The sequence below is a fragment of the Sphaerospermopsis sp. LEGE 00249 genome (assembly GCF_014299995.1).
GTDB classification, from domain to species: Bacteria; Cyanobacteriota; Cyanobacteriia; order Cyanobacteriales; family Nostocaceae; genus Sphaerospermopsis; species Sphaerospermopsis kisseleviana.
Genome location: NZ_JACJUZ010000044.1, coordinates 1 through 21,877, shown reverse-complemented (window position 1 = coordinate 21,877; position 21,877 = coordinate 1). Strand labels below are relative to the sequence as shown.

16 protein-coding genes are annotated in these 21,877 nt (G+C 38.0%); 6 read left to right on the top strand and 10 right to left on the bottom strand.

The genetic code is table 11. From position 1 onward, the window contains the following. Positions 1–18: 18 nt before the first annotated feature. Positions 19–189 carry a nucleotide exchange factor GrpE gene (locus tag H5968_RS15665; protein ID WP_370569779.1) on the bottom strand — a complete coding sequence of 57 codons (171 nt, stop codon included), beginning with the start codon at positions 187–189 and terminating at the stop codon, positions 19–21. 286 nt (positions 190–475) lie between these two features. Between H5968_RS15665 and H5968_RS15660 the strand changes: the two genes are divergently transcribed. Further along, complete coding sequence (locus H5968_RS15660) at positions 476–1,249, top strand: DUF2993 domain-containing protein (RefSeq protein WP_187040691.1); 774 nt, start codon at positions 476–478, stop codon at positions 1,247–1,249. A 109-nt stretch (positions 1,250–1,358) separates the two neighbouring features. Then, positions 1,359–3,062: a beta-carotene ketolase CrtO gene (gene crtO / locus H5968_RS15655; RefSeq protein WP_187040704.1), complete on the top strand. Its 1,704-nt coding sequence runs from the start codon at positions 1,359–1,361 to the stop codon at positions 3,060–3,062. Positions 3,063–3,512: 450 nt separating this feature from the next. On the opposite strand, the gene H5968_RS15650 is transcribed toward crtO, so the two are convergent. The 4 genes from H5968_RS15650 to hpnA form a co-directional block, all read right to left on the bottom strand. Further along, the gene (locus H5968_RS15650) at positions 3,513–3,884 is read right to left on the bottom strand and encodes a DUF2237 family protein (protein ID WP_187040690.1); all 372 of its coding nucleotides are present in this window, start codon (positions 3,882–3,884) and stop codon (positions 3,513–3,515) included. A gap of 53 nt (positions 3,885–3,937) precedes the next feature. Beyond that, positions 3,938–4,408 carry a DUF29 domain-containing protein gene (locus H5968_RS15645; RefSeq protein ID WP_096571866.1) on the bottom strand — a complete coding sequence of 157 codons (471 nt, stop codon included), beginning with the start codon at positions 4,406–4,408 and terminating at the stop codon, positions 3,938–3,940. A gap of 219 nt (positions 4,409–4,627) precedes the next feature. Then, positions 4,628–5,644, bottom strand: coding sequence for an adenosyl-hopene transferase HpnH (gene hpnH, locus H5968_RS15640; protein ID WP_187040689.1), 1,017 nt, complete (start codon positions 5,642–5,644; stop codon positions 4,628–4,630). 67 nt (positions 5,645–5,711) lie between these two features. Beyond that, the gene (gene hpnA / locus H5968_RS15635) at positions 5,712–6,695 is read right to left on the bottom strand and encodes a hopanoid-associated sugar epimerase (protein ID WP_187040688.1); all 984 of its coding nucleotides are present in this window, start codon (positions 6,693–6,695) and stop codon (positions 5,712–5,714) included. A 155-nt stretch (positions 6,696–6,850) separates the two neighbouring features. Between hpnA and H5968_RS15630 the strand changes: the two genes are divergently transcribed. Continuing rightward, the gene (locus H5968_RS15630; RefSeq protein ID WP_187040687.1) at positions 6,851–7,960 is read left to right on the top strand and encodes a DUF262 domain-containing protein; all 1,110 of its coding nucleotides are present in this window, start codon (positions 6,851–6,853) and stop codon (positions 7,958–7,960) included. Then, positions 7,957–8,604, top strand: a complete 648-nt coding sequence (locus tag H5968_RS15625; RefSeq protein ID WP_187040686.1) for an MAE_28990/MAE_18760 family HEPN-like nuclease — start codon at positions 7,957–7,959, stop codon at positions 8,602–8,604. The genes H5968_RS15630 and H5968_RS15625 overlap by 4 nt, the downstream gene beginning before the upstream one ends. Before the next feature lie 388 nt (positions 8,605–8,992). Here H5968_RS15625 and H5968_RS15620 read toward each other — a convergent pair whose 3' ends face one another. Continuing rightward, on the bottom strand, positions 8,993–12,451 hold the full coding sequence (locus tag H5968_RS15620) for a class I SAM-dependent DNA methyltransferase (RefSeq protein ID WP_187040685.1): 3,459 nt from the start codon (positions 12,449–12,451) through the stop codon (positions 8,993–8,995). Positions 12,452–12,995: 544 nt separating this feature from the next. Continuing rightward, positions 12,996–15,767, bottom strand: coding sequence for an efflux RND transporter permease subunit (locus tag H5968_RS15615; protein WP_187040684.1), 2,772 nt, complete (start codon positions 15,765–15,767; stop codon positions 12,996–12,998). Positions 15,768–16,028: 261 nt separating this feature from the next. Here H5968_RS15615 and H5968_RS15610 point away from each other — a divergent pair, with 261 nt between their 5' ends. Beyond that, the gene (locus H5968_RS15610) at positions 16,029–16,181 is read left to right on the top strand and encodes a hypothetical protein (protein WP_187040683.1); all 153 of its coding nucleotides are present in this window, start codon (positions 16,029–16,031) and stop codon (positions 16,179–16,181) included. A 158-nt stretch (positions 16,182–16,339) separates the two neighbouring features. Here the strand turns inward: H5968_RS15610 and H5968_RS15605 are convergent, their stop codons facing one another. From H5968_RS15605 to H5968_RS15595, 3 genes are all read right to left on the bottom strand, one after another. Next, on the bottom strand, positions 16,340–16,939 hold the full coding sequence (locus tag H5968_RS15605) for a superoxide dismutase (RefSeq protein WP_187040682.1): 600 nt from the start codon (positions 16,937–16,939) through the stop codon (positions 16,340–16,342). A 288-nt stretch (positions 16,940–17,227) separates the two neighbouring features. Continuing rightward, on the bottom strand, positions 17,228–18,847 hold the full coding sequence (locus H5968_RS15600) for a bifunctional pantoate--beta-alanine ligase/(d)CMP kinase (protein WP_187040681.1): 1,620 nt from the start codon (positions 18,845–18,847) through the stop codon (positions 17,228–17,230). A 129-nt stretch (positions 18,848–18,976) separates the two neighbouring features. Continuing rightward, the gene (locus H5968_RS15595) at positions 18,977–20,083 is read right to left on the bottom strand and encodes a septal ring lytic transglycosylase RlpA family protein (protein ID WP_187040680.1); all 1,107 of its coding nucleotides are present in this window, start codon (positions 20,081–20,083) and stop codon (positions 18,977–18,979) included. An 807-nt stretch (positions 20,084–20,890) separates the two neighbouring features. Between H5968_RS15595 and glsA the strand changes: the two genes are divergently transcribed. Next, on the top strand, positions 20,891–21,859 hold the full coding sequence (glsA, locus tag H5968_RS15590; RefSeq protein ID WP_370569778.1) for a glutaminase A: 969 nt from the start codon (positions 20,891–20,893) through the stop codon (positions 21,857–21,859). Positions 21,860–21,877 lie beyond the last annotated feature (18 nt).

The window sequence follows — 21,877 nt, the reverse complement described above, 5'->3', positions numbered from 1 at the left end:
ACATTCGCAGACTCGCCATTAGACGACAGGCTTCGCCGTAATTACTTCTGTCGGACGGATAATTTTTTCACCCCAACGAAAACCACGACGGACTATTTTTGTAATTGTTTGATCTGGCACATCAGTTCTTTCTTCTCGATCTACTACACGACATAGGTTAAAATCTGGTTCTTGACTTTCTAATTCTATAAGTAACTATAAAGCACAACTAGGGCGAGCAGGATGCCCACCCCACAAAAGCCGTAGTTTTAAGTAGGTGACAGGTGACAGTAAAGAGGGAACAGAGAATAGGAATGAATATTCTTGATCCTGACTCCTGAATCCTGTAAGGGTTTAGCAGTGCTAAACCCCTACTCCTGACTCCTGACTCCTTGATTAAATCTACTAATGAGTTTATGTCTGACTATAGATACTCTTTTGATGATTCAGAGGCTAGATTAGCAAGTAATAACACATTGTGAGAATAAAAATTTTTATGCCTGAACAGCCGTTTGTACAAAAAAAGTTTGAAGAAAAATTATTAGCTCAGGCAGCCCAAAGCAGATTAACTGAAGAATTAGATGAATCAGAAAAAATAGATGTAGACATACAAACAGATATTGGTAAAATAATTCAGGGAAAAGTAGACGGGGTTGCTATAGCTGGTCAAGGATTAGTGATTAAAGAAAAAATCCGTGTTCAAGAAATTAAACTGCAAACAGATAGCATTGCTGTCAATCCTTTTAGTGCCATATTTGGGCAGATTAAACTTAATGAACCAGTAAATGCGATCGCCCATGTTGTCATGGAAGAAACTGATATTAACTTAGCTTTAACTTCAGAAATAATTCGCAGCTTAGTGCAAAAATTCCAGCTAGATGTAGATGGAAAAGTTGTCAAATTTGAACCCCAAGAAATGCAGGTTTTTCTACCTGCTGATGAGACCTTAGAATTTCAAGGTAAAATTTGGCTCAAAGAACAGGGAAACAGTCACATTTTAGGATATCATGCTATAGCTCATCCCCGCACCCAAACAAAACCTGCCATGTTAGAGAGTTTTCGTTGTACCCAAGGTGAAGGAATTAGAATAGAATTAATTACCGCAGCCATGCAAAAAGTTAAAGAAATTCTCAATTTACCATACTTTGAATGGGAAGATATGATATTTTATATTAAAGATATGCAAGTCAAAAAGGGTCAATTAATACTCATGCTCGCAGCCCATGTTAAACAACTTCCTTCAGAAGAAACCTTACAAAATCTTAATTAAGTTGCACAGCAGTCTTATATTCCCAGTGAGGATTCAAAATACAGAATCCTACAAAACGCTCCTACTTTGCCCCTACGACTCCTGACTCCTTATAGAAGTTTATGATCAAATAAAAAACATGAAAGAATATGATGTTGTAATTATTGGCGCAGGACACAATGGTTTAGTGTGTGCTGCTTATTTACTCAAAGCAGGTTATAGCGTCCTGCTACTAGAAAAACGTTCTGTTCCCGGTGGTGCGGCCACAACAGAAGAATGTATCCCAGACAAAGCACCAGGGTTTAAATTTAACCTCTGTGCTATTGACCATGAATTTATTCATCTCGGTCCAGTTGTTCAGGAATTAGAACTAGAAAAATATGGATTAGAATATCTAGAATGTGACCCAGTTGTTTTTTGTCCCCATCCCGATGGGAAATATTTTTTAGCCCATAAATCATTAGAAAAAACCTGTGCAGAAATAGCCAGGTATAATGAAAGAGATGCTAAAAAATATGCCGAGTTTACACATTATTGGCAACGGGCAATTAACGCCATGATGCCCATGTTCAACGCTCCACCCAAATCAATTATAGATATATTCGGTAACTACAACCTGCAAAAATTCAAAGATTTATTTTCTGTCATTGGTTCTACCCAAAAAAGTTTAGATTTTGTGCGAACAATGCTCACCAGTGCAGAAGATATTTTAAATGAATGGTTTGATGAAGAATTTCTCAAAGCACCACTTTCTAGACTAGCATCAGAACTAGGAGCGCCACCATCACAGAAAAACCTGGCTATAGGTGTAATGATGATGTCTATGCGTCATCATCCAGGAATGACTAGACCCCGTGGAGGAACAGGTGCATTAGTCAAAGCATTAGTAAATTTGGTAACAGCAAAAGGCGGCGAAATTCTCACAGATCAGCAAGTAGAAAAAGTCTTAATTGATGATGGTAAAGCCGTAGGTGTACGGGTTGCCAATGGTGAAGAATATCGGGCAAAATATGGAGTAATTTCTAATATTGATGCCAAAAGATTATTTTTACAATTGATAGATGCTCAAGAAGTAGATGATGCTGATCCAGAATTACGAGACAGATTAGAAAGGCGCATAGTTAATAATAATGAAACTATCTTAAAGATAGATTTAGCATTAGATGAACCCTTGCGTTTTCCTTACCATGAACATAAAGACGAATATCTCATTGGTTCAATTTTAATTGCAGATTCCATGAATCATGTAGAACAGGCGCATAGTAAATGTACAATCGGAGAAATTCCTGATAGTGATCCCTCAATGTATTTAGTGATGCCTAGCTTTCTTGATCGGACTTTAGCACCACCAGGAAAACATACAGTTTGGATTGAATTTTTTGCCCCTTATCAAATTTCTGGAGCAGAAGGTACAGGTTTAAAAGGTACAGGTTGGACTGATGAATTGAAAAATAAAGTTGCAGATAAAGTAGTTGATAAACTAGCAACTTACGCTCCCAATGTGAAAAATGCAACTATCGCTAGAAGGGTAGAAAGTCCAGCAGAATTAGGAGAAAGATTAGGGGCTTATAAAGGCAATTATTACCATATTGATATGACATTAGATCAAATGGTATTTTTTAGACCTTTACCAGAATTAGCAAATTATAAAACTCCCATTGATAACCTGTTTTTAACAGGTGCAGGTACTCATCCCGGTGGTTCAATTTCAGGAATGCCAGGACGTAATTGTGCGAGAGTATTTTTGCAGTCCAAACACCCAATTACTCAGACTTTAAAGGATGCTGGAAATTCAATTAAGTCTACCGTTGGTTCTGTATTTGGTATTAGTTAAGTAGGGTTTGCTGAAAAAGTTATCTGTGAGGGGCCAGGAGTATGGTTAACGCCACGCTTACTTTGACAGGCTCAGTACAAGTCGCTATCAAGGAGTCAGGAGTTCAAGGAGTTTTTTTTATTTTGAAATTCTGCAAACACTCACAAAGTGCAAGCTTTTTGAGGATCATAGTACCTAAAACCTTGATATATCAAAGGTTAGAGGCTGATAAACACAGAAATTAGTGCAAGGGTTTTGAAGGGTATACCGGAAAAAGTGTGCATTTTTTGGGATTTCAAGAGATGGCAAAGAAATTTTCAAATCTCCTCCTGACTCCTGACTCCTGACTCCTGACTCCTATGCCCTCACGGAAAGACTTTCTCAGCAACCCCTAATTAAATAATAACCTGATCCCCGACTTTTCAAAGATCAAAGAGGTTGGGGATCTATATCTATTGAATGGAAAAAAAGCTAATTACGAATTACCCGATGCTTTTGTAAATCTTCTAAATTACAAACTTCCAAAGCTCTAGAGTGGGTAGCTTCCAAAACAACAGCAGGTGCAACACCCGCTTCTAAAGCTTCTTGCCATCTGGCAGCACATAAACACCAACAATCTCCAGGTTTTAAACCAGGAAAATTAAAATAAGGTACAGGTGTGCTTAAATCATTGCCTTGGGATTTTGTATATTCTAAAAATTCTGCTGTTACTTGAGCGCAAACAACGTGCATCCCAAAATCTTGCCCTCCTGTGTTACAAAAACCATCGCGGTAATATCCAGTCATGGGAGATGTGCAGCAAAGTTCTAATTTTGTACCGAGTACGTTTTTAGCTTCTGTCATTTTTGGAGATTGTGTAGGTTTTCAGATATATATGTAACTGATTTTTTAAGTAATTATTCGTCAGAGTGAGGATAAAAGTCTAGGTCTAAAATTTGATTGAGAGCAAAAGGACAAGCGATCGCAAATTTCTCCTCTGATAAACCAGTTTCGACCATTGCCTCTTTTCGCGCTCTTTGATAAGTAGCGTTTATCCATTCATCATCAGTTAAAAACCGTCGTAAACTGGGACTTTCTGCCAATAATTCATCTAAATTCAATCGTTCACGGGTAATGGTTACTTGCCAACTTTTACTACGACGTTCAGGCTGATATTTCCACTTTAGCAGGTGTGATAACACCAACCTTAAAGCACTCTGTAACGCTCGCTGTTGACTCTTACCCAAATCTACCACTTCCTCAATTAAATTTTCTAAATCTAATGCTTCCCACTGTTGCGATCGCAAAATTTCTGCGGTCTGTTCTACCCAAGCAAAAAAATCTTGTCCATAAAGAGTTTGTAAAATTTGGAGTTCTTGGGTCTTCATGGTATTCCTGTTTTTTCATCCTGTGCATCCTTTCTTATTTTATCATATTGCTCCTTTAATGCTCCTAATTCTGATTCATAAACTGATTCATAAAATTTCTATTGTCAAAATCAGGATTGACTATTTTTTCAGATTAACAAGATTCAGTATTAATAAATTCATCCTTCATCCTGTAAATCCTATAATCTTATTCATCCTGATTCTGACATTCTCAACTTATCATCTACCAAAAACAGTAGTCAAAGAACGAGCTATATTTTGCGGTTGCATCGCATCCATCGCTGCGGTTGGTTCATAACCACAATGCACCATACAATCAGCACATTTAGGATTACCACTAGCGCGTCCGTACTTACTCCAATCAGTCTCATCTAACAATTCTTGGAAAGTTTGATAATAACCTTCATTCAACAAATAACAAGGTTTTTGCCAACCCAAAACACTATAACTAGGACTACCCCAAGGAGTACATTCATAGTCTTTTTCTCCAATGAGAAAATCTAAAAATAATGGGTTGTGATTAAAGTTCCAGTTTTTCTTCCCAGATGTGTAAGGTGCAAGAATTTCTCTAAATAAAGCGCGGGTTTGTTCTTTTTGCAGAAAATGATCTTGATCTGGTGCCCATTCATAACTGTAACCAGGGGAAATCATCATTCCATCAACTTTTAAAGTATCGAGAAAATCAAAAAATTCCTGCATTTCTTTGACATCACAACCTTCAAAAATAGTCGAGTTTGTAGTCACACGAAAACCTTGAGATTTAGCAGCGCGGATCGCTTGCACAGCAACATCAAAAACGCCTTTTCTGTCTACACATTTATCATGCCATTCCCGCATTCCATCAAGATGAACACTGAAAGTTAGATAAGGAGAAGGTTGAAATTTATGGAGACTCTTTTCTAACAACAAACCATTGGTACACAAGTAAACATATTTCTTGCGTTCTACTAAACCTTTAACAATTTCATCAATTTGTGGATGTAATAACGGTTCTCCTCCAGGAATAGAAACCACAGGTGCGCCACATTCTTCCACAGCTGCAAAACACTGTTCTGGGGTCAAATTTTGTTTGAGAACTTCTGTAGGATGTTGGATTTTTCCACAACCAGAACAAGCTAAGTTACATCTAAATAAAGGTTCTAACATTAAAACCAGAGGGAAGCGTTTACGTCCTAACAGACGTTGCGTCACTAAATACTTACCAATGTCTATAGCTTGTTGTACATTAATCGCCATTTAACTATTCTCCTCTCTTGATAACACCTCATCGTTTGTAGTCAGCACTTAAGTGCTGACTACGAACTTATTTGACATAACCATTAGCAACAAACCAATCAACAGCGTCCTTGAGTGCTACCTTCAGAGAAGACTGAGGTAGACTAAGTTCGCGGATGGCCTTGGAAGCATCATAATACATTGGTTGCTGTGCCATGCGAACACCATCTATAGGAACTGTGGGGGTTTTTCCCATAGGTGCAAGAATTTTCTCTTCTATCCAAGCAACACTCAATGGTAAAAAAGCGGGAACTGATATTTGCGGTGCTTTTATTCCTGTAATTTCGGATAGTATTTCTAGCAGTTGTTTGAGACTGAGATTTTGATGTCCGAGAATATAGCGATCGCCTGTTTTTCCTTTTTCTAAAGCTAGTAAATGTCCTCTTGCTACATCTCGCACATCAATAAAGTTTAAACCTGTATCCACATAAGCCGGCATTTGTCGTCGCAAAAACCGCAGAATAATATCTCCGGTGGGTGTGGGTTTAATATCCAATGGTCCTATAGGACTGCTAGGATTAACTATCACTATATCTTGACCTTGTTTTGCTGCTTCTTTTGCGGCTTGTTCAGCTAGGAATTTAGACTTTTTATAGTCTCCCACTAACTTCTCTACTGGACTCTGATGGTTTTCATCCACAACTTTACCCGATTTTCCTACTCCAATAGCTGCGACGGAACTGGTATAAACTGTGCGTTCAATTCCGGCTTTTTGCGCTGCTGCTAAAATATTCCTTGTACCTTCCACATTATGACGATACAGTAAATCGCGGTCTTTTTGCCACAGGGAATAATGGGCAGCTACATGAAACAGATAATTACAACCTTGCATCTGTTTCCAGATATTGGGATCATTTAAATCACTTTTGACAATATCTATTTCTAAACTCCGTAAATTTCCCAGGTTACTACTTCGACGTACTAAAGCCGTAACTTTGTATCCTGATTCTAATAGCGATCGCACTACATGAGAACCTACAAAACCTGTACCACCAGTTACAAAAGCCCGCATTTAATAACCTCTCACTCCTCAATATGTTATTATCTATGTATCTGGGTAACTTAGCTCAGATTTTGGGTTTTTCATCTTTGTTTAATGATATTATGTTAACTATAATTATCCAAGCAAGATAGTTATATACACAAACGTTTATATTACTTGTAATTATGCCCCTACAAGAAGAAATTGACAAAACTAGGCAAGAAATTAAAACTGATGGCTACTCAATGTCTATTGGAGAGTGGATGAGTCTTTATCAGAGTAATGAGATTGATATTAACCCAGAGTTTCAAAGAGTTTTTCGCTGGTCAGAACATCAAAAATCTGCTTTTATAGAATCAATTCTGTTAGGCATACCAATTCCTCCCATTTTTGTTAGTCAAAGAAATGATGGTGTTTGGGACGTTGTAGATGGTGTTCAAAGACTATCCACTATATATGAATTTACAGGTCTTTTAAAAAAAGATAATCAAGAAGAAAATACACATCCAGTAGCTTTGCAAAAAACTACATACTTACCTTCCTTAGCAGGTAAAAAGTGGGATGATCCTAATGATCCTGAAAACTCCTTAACTCAAACACAACGTTTATTAATTAGGCGAGCAAAAATAGGAGTAAATATTGTTGAAAAAGAAAGTGATGCGATCATTAAATATGAGCTATTTCAGCGACTTAATACAGGAGGAACAATTGCTACACCTCAAGAAATGAGAAATTGTATCCTGTTGATGCTAAATAAAAAACTCCATGAATTAATGCGATCACTGGCAAATTATGAACCATTCAGAAATTGTATAGCCTTGAGTGATAGGCTTTATGAAGAACAGTATGACATGGAGTTAGTATTGCGGTTTATTCTTCTATTTGATAAGGCGGAGGAAGATATTAGAAAATTGGGTGACGATGTTAGTTTTTTTCTAACAGAAGAAATGCGTAAAATGGCTCTTGAGCAAGAATTAGATTATAGCCAGATAGAAATGGCATTCAAGACAACATTTGATGTCCTGAATCAAACTACAGGAGATAATAGTTTCAAAAGATATAAATCTGAACAAGATAGATTTCTTGGCGGGTTTCTATTATCCGCATTTGAGGTAGTAGCATTAGGAATTGGACACAATTATCAAAATCTGCCTCCAATAAATAAAATATCAGAGTTAATAAAAACTATTTGGTCAGATCCAACTTATCAAAAGTGGTCTGGTGCAGGTGTGAATGCTGTAAGACGTTTACCCTATCTTATTCCACTGGGTAGAGGAGTATTTTCTCCCTCATGAGCATCCGCACTGCTGAACAACTAAGTGATATCCTTGCAACTGATCTTGCTTGGAGAAAAAAGGAACTTTCAGAAATAAAATCCTTAATAGAATTAAAAAATGTTTCTCCTCAAAGGCATAATGTATGTATTCGCAGTGGAATATGTATTTTATATGCTCATTGGGAGGGTTTTGTTAAATTAGCAGCTAATTCTTATCTGGAATATGTTGATATGCAAAGACTTCGTTATGATCAGCTTGCTAGTAATTTTCTAGCTTTAGCAATGAAAGAAAAACTCAAAGATGCCAAAGACACCAATAAACCATCATTATATATACCTGTTTGTGACTTTTTTCTTTCCCAATTAAATACGAGATGTTCTTTACCCAAAAAAGCAATATCTACAGCTTCCAATCTTTCTTCTCAAGTTTTGAAGGACATCACTGATATTTTAGGATTAGATTTTTCATTATATTTTACTAAGTCAAAATTAATAGATGAAAGCCTTTTAAAATCTAGAAATGAAATAGCTCACGGTAACGATTTACTGGTTAGTAGAGAAAAATACATAGAATTACATACGGAAATTATCGCAATGTTAGATATGTTTAGCAATCAGATACAAAATGCTGCTGTTAATAAAGATTTTATGTTGAACAAATAAGTTCCGAATATTTTCCATAATCAATAAGATTTAATTATTAAATAACTTTTTTTAATAAGTTTTTTCAAAAAAAATTTTGTTTTTTCAGGGTTCAGGTCGCTGTCAGCGTGGTATGATAGTCATATTAATATAATGGAGTGTAAGCAAAATTTTTTTGAAGGTACACATTCCCATTATCAGAATATCAGTTCTAAGCGAAAAAGTCAACGGGGTTAGACCCCAAAAAAACGAATTTTTTTTCAAAATTAAATTTTTTTTTAATTTTTTGATGTCCTAAGAAATTGAAACGACTAAAATCCTGTAAATCCTAAAATCCTGGACATCCTGATTCAGACAACAAAATTATAACACAAACCAACATCCTGTAAATCCTGATTCAGACATTTTACTATATTTCCACATATTGCCAGCGTTTGGTTGCTCCGGTTTCTCGACAGATTAAAATTCCAAACCATTCTAATCTTTCCACATTTTCAGCAATGGCATTTTTGTATTTTCCACCATTTTTGAATTGAGCAGCAATTTGATCCACAGTCCACTCGCTGGTATTGGTGCGGAGTAAGTCGCGGATAGCTGCAAGTTGCTCTTTTGGTTGTTTGGGAAAAGTTTTTTGTTCGCTGGGAATAATAACGGTTGCTTCTGTTTCCATTACTTCCGTTAGCACTTTTTGAGTAACTTCGTTTGGTGCTTGATATTCGGGACGCAACCAGCGAACTATACCGTTACGTTCTTCTTCTGCACGTTCAGCATTGAGAGTAACTAAGCGTTCTAAGATAATTTCTTCAATTTCTGCTTTTGTTTTTTGATTATCTTTTAAATCTTGCCATCCATAAGCATCAAAAACAGCATTATCTAATTCATCATGAATTTGTTTGAGGGTGGAAACTAAAGCTTTATTATTATATGTTTTATCTGCTTCGGTAAATGTTTCTCCTTTACGGAGTTTTTCTAGCAGGTTATACATTCCCGTAATTGTGATTTCAGGATGTTGTGTTTGTACTCGTTTCCGGTGGGAGTCTAATCTTTCTCCTAATTCTCGGATTTTCTGTTTTTGTTCTGGTGTAGGATTTGGGAAGGGGAAAGGATCGAAAACAATTGATGGTTTCCAACGTCGTCTATCTTCTAAAGTAGGTCCAACCTGAAATACCCAAGTTTGATGAATAGCAGATTCTAAAACACCTAATATCCAAGCATCATCTGAAACAACAGAATAAAGTTGAACATCAGGAATAACGGAAGCATCAACAAAGGTAAATGGTTTAAATTTAGAAGTATCTGGAGTGACAATAAATCTATTTATACCTTCAATTGCTTTCCTTAATCCTGGTCTTTTTTCTCCAAATAACCACCAATTTTCTCTATTAGATTTTCTATTTTGTGTATCTCTTGATGGTTTAACGGTTAATAAAAGTCTCTGATACAACAAAGGGAATAACTGAGCAGCTTGATCTTTAGAAAATCCAAAGAAATCAATTATCCACTTGAGTTTAAATTGTTGAACCACATCACGTCCAATCATGTAAGGTTTGACAACAGATGGTAAATTATTAATATCTAAACCTAAATCATTTAATTCAGTTTCATCAATCCGAAATCCTGTACCTAAAGGTATGACACCCTGAAATGACATTTTTTCATTTGATTTTAGAGCTTTCATTGCTGTAATGTTTGCTCCAATTGTTAAATCAGGATGAATTAAACCCCGAACATTATCAAATTCAATGATTGAAATTCCGTCTTCTTTTATCTCTTCAGTTTTTGTTTTTAATAAGTTTCCTGGAAATTCAATTTCTGGAACACCAACTGTCATCGCAATACGTACCGCAGCACCATCTTTTTCATCTATCCAAGGATGATCAGGAATTGCAAAAGATAAAGAAATTTTTTGATTTGAAAGATAATTATTTAAAATTTCTCGATTAAATGATTGAGTAATGCTGTTTGTAGTAATAAATCCAAAACTTTTAACTTTTTTATTGCTGATTAAATTTGCTGCTTGCTCCCACCAATACATGACAAAATCAACCGTATCAGGTACATTTGTGTATGTATTTCTTAAAGTTGCTACATATCCATCTTCTAAAACTTCTCTCATCCTTTTATTTCCAATAAAAGGAGGATTAGAAACAATATAATCTGCATCTGGCCATATAGCAGGACGAGGATTAAGATAACGATAAATAGGAATTTGATCACTCGGATCTGGAACATCTTCACCCGTCACAGGATGCTTGATCATTTTTCCACCCCAACGAGTTTTCACTTGACCCGTTTTTGGATCAATATCTAATTCCCTCCCATCATAATCTAACACCGCATCCCGAAATTCAATATTATGAAAATCCTGTAAAATCGGTTCTGGTGGTGGTGTACTTCCATAGCGTTTAAAATGCCATTGTAAATAACCAATCCAAATTACTAACTCTGCAATAGCGGCCGCTCTAGGATTAATTTCAATCCCTAAAAATTGCGATGGGTTTACCTGTTTTCTTCCTGCTAAACGCGGATCAAATTCTTCTAATAAATTCGTTGTCACCTTCCCCAAAACATCCAGCAAGCGCATTTGTACTTCCTGTTCCAATGTTTTCAGCAAGTCTAAAGTCACATACAAAAAGTTACCCGAACCACAAGCAGGATCAAGAATCCGAATTTGTTGTAATTTCTCTAAAAATGCCCGAATCTCATTTTCAGCTTTTTCTATTTGTGCTTTTGTCGGTTTTTGCTGTTTTTCTTTCAGAGTTAAAAATCGATCAACTTCCGATTCAACTAATAACCATTCCTCCCGTAAAGGTTCTATAACTACGGGACGCACCAACCGCTCAACATAGGATCGGGGTGTGTAATGCGCTCCTAAACTTTTACGTTCTTTACTATCTAAAGCTCTTTCTAATAATGTGCCAAAAATCGCCGGTTCTACCTCTGTCCAATCTTTATTTGCAGCTTCATACAGCACTTCTAACTGTTCTTTGGGTAAATCAAAAGCTGTCGCATCAGCAAAAAAACTACCATTAAATTGGGGAATTTCATCAAAGTTAAATCTACCCCCAGTATTCATGATATCCCAAAGGCTTTCAATATCTGTCTTAAACGTCTTCGGTTCAACTAACCAGCGTTCTTTTAATGCTTTAGTGAAAACTTCTCCTTTCAATAATTTTACATCTTCTGCAAACATGGTAAAAATGCAGCGCATGAGAAAATTAGCCACTTCTTGGGGTTGGTGTCCTTGTTTTTCTAACCACCGTGCTAATTTAGCTAAGGTATCTGCAACTTCTCTTGTTACCCGCGCTCGATATTTTTCCGGGTTTAAAGTTTGCGGATCATTAAATATCGCAACGAAACGATTAAATACTTTTTCATCTAAAAGCTGATCAAGATCAATTTTTTCCCGCGCACCATAACCACCATAGTTACCACTAAAACTCATCCACATTTCAAAATGTGAACCAATATCACAGGTAATTAAAAAGGGAGGTTTACTTGGTAGAAAAGGTGTATAACTTTGAGCTTGATAAAAAGCTTTTTCCATTGCGATATCGTAGGTTTTTGTCCCTCGTTTAGCAGTACCCCGTTTAGCTGTATTTCCCCCTTGTTTAGCTTCTATTAAAAAATGTCCTTCTTTGTAGAAGTCTGCAAAGTTGGTAGTTTCTCCATCTTTGTTAAATATCTTGATGTCTTTATCAAAACAATAGCGATCGCCTGTTATACTTCCTTTGAGTGCTGGACGTTCTACCGCCAAAGCATCACAAAGTTCTAAAAAGAAACCCTGATAATTTGCTCTCTCGTTACCCTGTGAACCTTTCCACTTTTTGAGGAATATTTCTACTCGTTGATGATCTTCACTTTTCATGGTAGTCTAGAATATTAATTACTGTTATGAATTAGGATTTTACAGGATTTTTGTCTGAATCAGGATATCCAGGATTTGAGGATTTTCAGGATGTAGTAAAAGAAAAAAACTGAAGTTTTACCCAATTCATAAGTTTGAATTATTGAAAATTAAAAATTAATAAGTTTTTCTTCAAAAAATCTTTTTTTTAGGTGTTGCCGTCGGGGTAAACGTGGTATGATAGTCATATTAATATAATGGAGTGTAAGCAAAATTTTTTGTAAGGCACACATTCCCATTATAAAAATATCAAGTCTAGACAAAAAAGTCAACGGGGTGAACCCCAAAAAACGAATTTTTTTTCAAAATTTAATTTTTTTTAATTTTTTTGATGTGCTAAGAAATTGAAAAAACTAAAATCCTGTAAATCCTAAAATCCTGGACATCCTGATTCAGACAACAAAATTATAACACAAACCAACATCCTGTAAATCCCTTAATCATATCAATTAGATCCCCGACTTCTTGAAAAAATCGAGGATCTAACTCTGTCAACTGTCAACTGTCACCTGTCACCTGTCACCTTCTTTCTGGGAAACCAATCATCTAAAATGGCATAGACAACAGGAACAACAATTAAACTGAGAATAGTAGAAGTCACCAAACCACCTGCAATAGCAACGGCCATAGGCGATCGCAACTCAGAACCTGCACCAAAACCCAAAGCAATTGGTAACATCCCTAAAATAGTAGAGACAGTAGTCATCATAATCGGTCTGAGTCTCACAGGTCCAGCTTTAAGAATAGCTTCCGTGCGTTCCAAACCTGAGAGACGTAATTGATTAATGTAATCTACCAAAACAATCGCATTTTTATTAGCAAGTCCTAGTAAAAACACAAAACCAATCAAAGAAATCATGCCAAAATCACTCTTAGTCAAGAGTAAAGCTAACATTGCTCCCACCACAGCTAAAGGTAAAGAAGCACCAATCACTAAAGGATCTACCCAACTTTTAAACAGTAAAATCAAGACAACGATAATACACAAAGCTGATAAAATCAAAGTGGAAATAAAACTACTAAAAACCTCATTTTGTTTAGCAGAATCTCCACCTAAATCTAAAGAAATATCAGCAGGTAAAATATCTTGAGCTTCAGCCACAATTTTATCTGTAGCATTACCCAAAGTTAAATCTTGACCCAAATTAGCACTGACATAAGCTACCCGTTGTTGGTTGAGTCGTTCAATCTGAAAAACTTGATCTGAATTATTTGTTTCACCTGTAACTGTCACATCTGCAAAACCAGGGATTTTAGTAATCCGATCTTTAATTTTTTTAGCCGCTTGATTCAAAGTTTTCAGATCATTACCACGAAGTGCTATTTGTAAAGGTTTTTCCCCACCAGTATCCACAAATTGAATATCTTCCACACTGGTAGACACACCAGGAAGTTGAGGTAAACTTTGCCGCAATTGATCTTGTAATTCTGCGGTTTTAATTGTGCGGTTTGCCTTCAACTTGACATAGAGATTACCCTTATTTGGTTCACCTCCACGAGAACCAACCGTAGTGAACACAGTTTCCACATCTGGGTATTTTCTTACCTCCGCTTCCAGTTTTTTTGCCACCTCTAAAGAGTCATTAAGAGGGTTAGGAATAGGTATGGGGGACTGGGACGTTATTTCCCTTCTGTCTTCTACCTGCTTGGTGAGCGAAGTCGAACCACCCCTGCTTCTTAACTGCTGTAAAGCTGCTAAATCAGGGATTTGCGGTAAAGGTGCAGTATAGGTAATATTAAATTCACCCCGATCTAACTTAGGAATAAAACCCTTGGGAATAAAAGGAACTAGGGCAATACCAGCAACAAAACTGAGTACAGCTAAAGCAATAACTATTTTTCGGTGATTCAAAGACCAAGCTAATAAATTGCGATAAGCTTCAGTAAAATAAACCCCAATATTTGCCAAACCCACCCAAGAACTCTCTGAAACCTTCTTCCCTTCGTGTTCTTTGCGCTCTTCGTGGTTCAATTCTCTTTTCTTAACAGGTTTGAGCCAATAAATAGATAAAACTGGCGATAAAGTCCGCGCCACCAATGTAGAAGCAATATAAGAAGCCGAAACAGTAATCCCAAAAGGCTTGAAAAACTGCCCAACAACTCCACCCATCAAACCAATAGGTAAGAAAACCGCCACAGCAGTAGCAGTAGTAGCAACAACCGTTAAACCAATTTCATCGGTAGCTGAGTGTGCAGCTTCACGGGGACTTTGCCCTTCTTCAATATGCCGTAAGATATTTTCCACATCAATAATGGCATCATCAATCACACTACCAATAACCAAAGCCAAAGCTAACAACGTAATTGTTTCTAAGTTAAAGCCGAAAAAGGCCATCACAATAAACGTTGCTAACAAAGATGTGGGAATAGCTAAAGCAGAAATTAAAGTTGCTCGCCAACTCCATAAAAATGGGAAAATGACGACAATTGCTAAAATGATCGCTTCCATCAACGCATCTATGGTTGACTGGGTAGCTTTGCGGATATATTCTGCTTGGGTAGCGGCTAGGGTAAATTTGACATCTTTGAAAGTAGAGCGCAGGTTTTCTACTTCCTGTTCTACGCGACTGACAACTTCTAAAGTATTAGCATTACCACGTTTAATGACTTGAAAAGCTAGTACATCTTGACCATTAAATCTGACTAAATTTCCGCCCCCTTGAGGTAAGGCCGCAGTGGCATTGGTAGGATTGAGAGGAGGTGATTTTGGTGGAGTGCCTAGCAGTGAGACTTTGAGAACTCCTGGTAATTTGGCGATCGCAGGGACAATTTTCTCATCTGCCAATTTCTGCAAATCATCCAAACTGCCAGACTCGCTTTCAATGGCATAACTAATGACTGATGACTCATTCAGGTTTAAAGGAATAATCTGATAATTAGCTCCTTCAGGCAGTTTTAAATCCTTGAGTGCAGTTGTGGTATTTTCCGTAGAAGTTTCTAAATTTGTACTCACTGCAAACAACAAGCTTACAGCAGTTTGCCCCGGATAGCTGGAAGAACGGATATTTTCCAGACCTGCCAGGGACTTGAGGCTTTCTTCTATGGGTTTAGTTAACTTTTCTTCTGTCTCTAAAGCCGAAGTGAGGGGTGCTTGAGCATTAACCACCACCACGGGAAAAGTAATATCAGGGAATAGGGCGTATTTGAGAGAACTAAAAGCCAGAATACCCGCTATTGTCACCCCGATCCAAAAACACACCGTCAACCACGAAAATTTAATTGCCCATCTGGAGATATTAAAAATTTCGCGTGCGGATTTTGAGTTAGTCTGTACCATCTTGGAAATTAGATCATCGCGTGGCTGACACAATCATTTAGTTATGCTACATTAACCGTCCACCTTTTAGTCAGTTTTGCAAATCGCTATATTCTCATTGTTGTGGATCTGGCAATATGAGCGATCGCCTATATCAAAATGCTGATGTTCAATAAGTTGAATATTTCTAAAGTTGTAGTTATAAGTCCCCAGTCCCCAATCACCAATGTGGACAGTTTCTCAACACGGCTTCCAGTTTCCTAGCAACATCCACAGAATCACTTGAAAGGATTAGGAATAGGAAGTGAAGATGGTAAAACAGCTACAGCAGCAGCACAAGAGGAATTTTTTTACCCTCTTATGTTCATTCCTCCTTGTCCCCGTAGCCTTCCTTGTTCTGGTAGTTGTCCTGGTTCTGCTTGCGCCAATAGTTAGAGATCAGGAACACGAGGAGCAAGTATAAACACATTAAACTCGCATCTGTCAAATTTGGCAATAAAGCCTTGAGAAATCAGGGGGGTGAGAGCGCAAATTAAATTAAAAATCCCCTGCTGGTTAAGCATGGGGATTTTCCCTAAAAGCTTTATTCTTAATTAAGCAGCTAGATTTGACGCAGCAAATTCCCAGTTAACCAAGTTATCCAAGAAATTTTTGATGAATGCTGGACGTGCATTTCTGAAGTCGATGTAATAAGCGTGTTCCCAAACGTCGATGGTGAGCAGTGCCTTTTTACCATGAGCTAGGGGGTTTTCTGCGTTGGGTGTTTTCATGACTTTGAGTGTACCACCGTCATCAACTAACCAAGCCCAACCGCTACCAAACTGGGTTGCAGCCGCAGTAGAAAATTCTTCTTTGAATTTGTCGAAACTGCCAAAGTCTTTATTAATTCTCTCGGCTAGTTCACCTGTGGGAGCGCCACCACCTGCGGGTTTGAGTGAGTTCCAAAAGAAGGTGTGGTTCCAAACTTGAGCCGCGTTGTTGAAAATGCCAGCTTTGGCAGGATCTTTGAAGGAAATTTGAATTACTTCTTCGAGGGACTTATCAGCAAGTTCTGTACCATCGGTGAGTTTATTGAGGTTGTCTACATAAGCTTTGTGATGCTTACCATAGTGATACTCAAAGGTTTCACCTTTCATGCCATATTGCTCTAAAGCATTAAAGTCGTAGGGTAGGGGAAGCTGTGTAAATGCCATGTTTTCAAGTCCTCTCTTTATTGTTTTCCAGTTAAAGCTATTGCCAAAAACCAGAAAATTTCAGGTTTTGTATTGAGTCAGTTTTATATCCTTGATATTGGGACACAAAACTTAACATGGCTATTCTACTACCAAAGTGAACCTTAAACCACTGCACTTTAGTAATAACCCAGATTGCTAGTTCTCTAGTTGGGGCTGGTAATTGGTAATGGGTAATTGGTAATGGGTAATTGGTGATTGGGAAATCACAAATTATTGTGAACTCCTGAATCCTGAATTCTGCGGTAATTACCGTTGAGACAAACGATCCTGGTAATAATTAACAATTCGCGCTGCCACCTCACCAGGAGTAAGTCCATCGGTTTGCACTTCCACTGCATCGGCGGCTTTTCGCAATGGGGAAATTTTGCGAGTGCTATCTTTATAATCTCGTTCAGCAATATCCCGTTCGAGTTGTTCTAAACTTACTTCCGGTTGCCCTTGTTTTGTAAAGTCCTGCTGACGACGACGGGCGCGTTCACTCACAGAAGCAGTTAAGAAGATTTTCACTTCTGCATCTGGGAAAACATGAGTACCAATGTCTCGGCCTTCAGCTACTAAACCACCCTTTTTCCCCCAGCTTTGTTGTTGTTGAACCAGGGCTTTGCGGACTGTATTTTGCGCGGCGATCGCTGATACTTTTGATGTCACCTCAATGCTCCGAATTTCTTGAGTGACATCAATACCATTAATCCATACCTGTACGGGAAATTGTATATTTTGACTAGGAGTAAGTTCTATTTTACACTGGTTGGCTAATTCAGCAATACTGCATTCATCATCAATATCAATGCCGTTTTCCAGCACTAACCAAGTGATAGCACGGTACATTGCACCAGTATCTAAATAAACTAACCCTAGTTGGTTTGCCACTTGGCGAGCCACGGTAGACTTACCCGCACCAGCAGGACCATCAATGGCGATAATCGGTTGGCGTAGCCCGTTGTAAACATCGCGCAAGATGGTATTATCAATCAAACGTGTAGAACCTAGACGGGCTGCGATCGCCAGCATTCCTTCCTCCTCAATTTTTCTTAGAAACATCAATGTAGTCGGTTCAACCAATTCAATATATTCCACATAGATAGTGCTGACTTTTGCGATTTCTTCCCACACCAATGCTATCAGCTGGCTGCTGTTGCGAACGCCAGCACGAAACGCCGCTTCAGCTTGCTGCAAGCCTTTAAATAACACTGTTGCCTGATCTTTTTCCGTTGCAGTCAAATATTGATTACGAGAACTCAAAGCCAAGCCAGACGCTTCCCGCACCGTTGGACAAGCAACAATTTCTACTGGCAAATTTAAATCAGCCACCAGACGTTTAATAACTGCTAGTTGCTGGCCATCTTTTTCACCAAAGTAAGCTCGATCAGGCTGTACCAAATTAAAAAGCTTGGTGACAATTGTCGCCACACCTTGAAAATGACCCGGCCGATATCTACCACACAAGCTACTTATCATACCAGATGGAGGGATTACTTGTGTCACTTGATTTTCTTGTATATTCTTCTGAGCAATTCCCATTTCTTCCGGAGTAGGGGCAAAAATCGCATCAACTCCCGCTTGTTCACACAATTTTCGATCTTGCTCTAAAGTCCGAGGATAGCGTTGATAATCCTCATTTGGTCCAAATTGTAGGGGATTGACAAAAATACTAACAATCACAGTAGAATTTTCTTGCCTAGCTCGTTCCATTAGGCTTAAATGACCTTGATGCAGTCCGCCCATAGTGGGGACTAAACCAATTTTTGTAGGATACCAAGTAGTCTGATCATCAAATAATAGCTCGTCTGAAAGTTTAATATTACTTTCCCAGCGACGTTGATTTAAATAGCAGCGTAAAGCTGCAACTGTTGTCAGCAAGCGCACAAAATACCCCTAGTTCTTCTCTATCCTCTCCCCCGTTAGTTTATATCTAAAATTGGGGTGAGAGATGAATGAACTAGGGGTATCAAACAATAGTGAAGAGCGAAAAAGAGTTTTTACTGTGAAAGGGTGTTATCTTCCCAACACCTCAATACGAACGGGAGCAAGTCCACTGCTCATCATTCCTAATATCCGGGCTGCACCCAGAGAAAGGTCAATAACTCGACCACCGATATATGGACCACGATCATTAATTCGCACAACTACAGACTTACCATTCCGGGTGTTAGTCACACGAACTTTTGTTCCCATAGGTAAACTACGATGGGCTGCTGTCATTCCTTCGGGATTATATCTCTCACCGTTGGCAGTTTTCCTACCTGCCCAATCATAACCGTACCAAGAAGCTATACCCTGGAAGTTGAGTTTGATGCGACCGGCAACTTGTTGCGGTAGCTTGGGCATGGAAATGGTGGTACGTGGTGGTAAGTTGGCAATTTCGCTGATGGGAGATGCTTGGCCTATGAGTCTCCGCAGGCGATTGGTTGCTTGTAATGCATCTTGTGCTAGATTATTTGTAGTATTTGCTAGTTGGGTGGATTCATTGATTTCCACCAATTCTTTACCGTTGATTTTGATGGTGTAGCTATCAGGTTGCTGTTCAACAGAGAAGCCTTTGTCTTGGGCTTTATTATGATTCACTGGAGATTTTTCCCCTGTTTTCCAGCTGACGATAATTTTGCTTGCGTCTGCATCCTCCCGCATCAACTGGTTGATTTTGGAGGCTACTAAACTGGCTCTGTGTACTGGGTCATCGGCAATAATGGAGCTAGGAGATTTGCTCACATCCATCACACTTCCTACACTGGCTACCTTAGCTGAGTTACTGGCGGCAGGGATATAAGATTTAACGCCTTGGCTATTTCCAATTGTTCCCACTTTTGTTTCCGCACTCTTGACTGGGTTAGAACCCAGAAAGGTAAGAACGGGAATATTTCGGATGTAAAGGGTTGCCGCTTGACGACCTTCAACGCTGTGAGGATGAATTTGTGTGTTCACAGCATCTAAGGTATTTTCCTGTGTCGGGGATTGGTACTCTCCCACTTTCACTGCATCAGCTACGGCAGATGCTTGGGTAGTTGGAGAGTTTCCCTTGGTGGTTTGAGTACGACCCACTGCGGGTACACTCAAAACAGACAGAAACACAGCGACAGTAGTCCACAAATGTCTTTGATTCATGCTTCCGATTTTAAAGCGACTCTAGAACTTAAAGTTTTGTAATTCGAGTTTTGTGGTTCATGGCTTTTTCACCTGTGTTGGTGAATGAACCTGAAACTCGAACTCGTTCCGCTTTCACTTTTTGTTTATAACTGCAACAGAGTAACATGAACTTTTGGGCTTGGGGATCAGGGTTTTAGCGTAAGTCTTGCGCTGGTTTCCTCAATTCTTATTGGGTTTGATCAGTCAAAACCTTTTGCAAATCAGGTTTTTGGATTTGTAACATTTTTTTTCGGGATATGAATAATTTTTTATGAACATGAAATATGAAGTTGATTTTCGCTCAAGTTCTTAATACCTTGATTGTTTGATATCAGCTTTGTAATCATAGTAACATATATAACTCAAATTTTCAATATTTTTAGTATTTATTAGAACTTAATATCTTAATTATCAGTATTTATATTTATAATTGATATTTGCTCGATTTGAAGAAATTAACCAAAAAAACTATGAATAATCAATGATTTTTCTGAAAAAAATACGTTTTTTATTTTCAGATTATTTTCAGAGTCGAATAAAATATAATACAAAGGCTATTTAAAAATATTGGTAAATATAGTATTTGTTTAAAATTGATTGTTAAGTAATTTTCAGGTTGACAAATATCTATTTTTAGTAATAAGCATTGGTTTCATCAAAAAAAGTAATGATGGGAAAATAGAGAAAAGGTTGTCAGTTTGTAAAGTAGACTTTTTTAAGTATAAAAAACTACTTTTAGCAGATAAACACAACTAATCAATCAACTACCATATTTATTTGCAAGTTATCAGCCTTATGGCAAACTCACAAGATCGAGAAACAGGTTCATCACCATTTTTAGAAGTTCTCAAGGATTTGCATTCCCAGTACAAATCACTGCAAGAGGGTACAGTCGCAAACTACATTCCCGAACTAGCAAAAGTAAACCCCAACTTATTTAGCATCTGTATTGCTACTGTAGATGGTCAGATTTATGAAGTTGGTGATTATCAACAGCTATTTACTATCCAGTCGATTTCCAAGGTGTTTATTTATGGACAAGCTTTAGAAGATCATGGACGGGATTATGTGTTAACTAGGGTAGGAGTAGAACCGACTGGAGACGCATTTAACGCGATTATTCTTGATGAACAATCAAAGCGACCCTATAACCCGATGGTAAACGCAGGAGCTATAGCCACTACCAGTTTAATTAAAGGTAATGGAGCAACAGAACGCCTTAATCGCTTATTAGAAATGTATAGGCGTTATATTGGACGAGATGTATTTGTAGATATTTCGGTATTTACTTCCGAACGCAGTACAGGACACCGCAACCGCGCTACTGCCCATCTTATGCTAAATTTTGGCATGATTGACCAAAATATTGAAGAAGCACTAGATTTATATTTTCAACAATGTTCTGTGATGGTAAATTGTCGAGATTTGGCGGTGATGGCTGCTACTCTCGCTAATAAAGGAGTGAACCCGATTACCAAGGAAAAAGCGGTAGACAGTTGTTATATCAAAGATATATTGAGTGTGATGTATACCTGTGGGATGTATAACTTTGCAGGTGAATGGGCGTATAAAGTAGGAATTCCAGCGAAAAGCGGCGTTTCTGGCGGAATTATCGCCGTTGTTCCTGGTCAGATGGGAATTGGAGTGTTTTCACCCCTGCTAGATGGGCGTGCTAACAGTGTGCGGGGGGTGAAGGTGTGTGAGGAACTATCTCAACGCTTGGGGTTACATTTGTTTGAGTGTAAAGGAATGTGATTAGGGACTGGGGACTGG

What these genes read in the sequence shown, in the direction of transcription:
- hpnA (WP_187040688.1), bottom strand. Translation starts at nt 6,695, where the DNA reads ATGCGGGCTTTTGTAACTGGTGGTACAGGTTTTGTAGGTTCTCATGTA.
- H5968_RS15630 (WP_187040687.1), top strand. Translation starts at nt 6,851, where the DNA reads ATGCCCCTACAAGAAGAAATTGACAAAACTAGGCAAGAAATTAAAACT.
- H5968_RS15660 (WP_187040691.1), top strand. Translation starts at nt 476, where the DNA reads ATGCCTGAACAGCCGTTTGTACAAAAAAAGTTTGAAGAAAAATTATTA.
- H5968_RS15595 (WP_187040680.1), bottom strand. Translation starts at nt 20,083, where the DNA reads ATGAATCAAAGACATTTGTGGACTACTGTCGCTGTGTTTCTGTCTGTT.
- H5968_RS15605 (WP_187040682.1), bottom strand. Translation starts at nt 16,939, where the DNA reads ATGGCATTTACACAGCTTCCCCTACCCTACGACTTTAATGCTTTAGAG.
- H5968_RS15645 (WP_096571866.1), bottom strand. Translation starts at nt 4,408, where the DNA reads ATGAAGACCCAAGAACTCCAAATTTTACAAACTCTTTATGGACAAGAT.
- H5968_RS15625 (WP_187040686.1), top strand. Translation starts at nt 7,957, where the DNA reads ATGAGCATCCGCACTGCTGAACAACTAAGTGATATCCTTGCAACTGAT.
- H5968_RS15650 (WP_187040690.1), bottom strand. Translation starts at nt 3,884, where the DNA reads ATGACAGAAGCTAAAAACGTACTCGGTACAAAATTAGAACTTTGCTGC.
- H5968_RS15615 (WP_187040684.1), bottom strand. Translation starts at nt 15,767, where the DNA reads ATGGTACAGACTAACTCAAAATCCGCACGCGAAATTTTTAATATCTCC.
- H5968_RS15620 (WP_187040685.1), bottom strand. Translation starts at nt 12,451, where the DNA reads ATGAAAAGTGAAGATCATCAACGAGTAGAAATATTCCTCAAAAAGTGG.
- hpnH (WP_187040689.1), bottom strand. Translation starts at nt 5,644, where the DNA reads ATGGCGATTAATGTACAACAAGCTATAGACATTGGTAAGTATTTAGTG.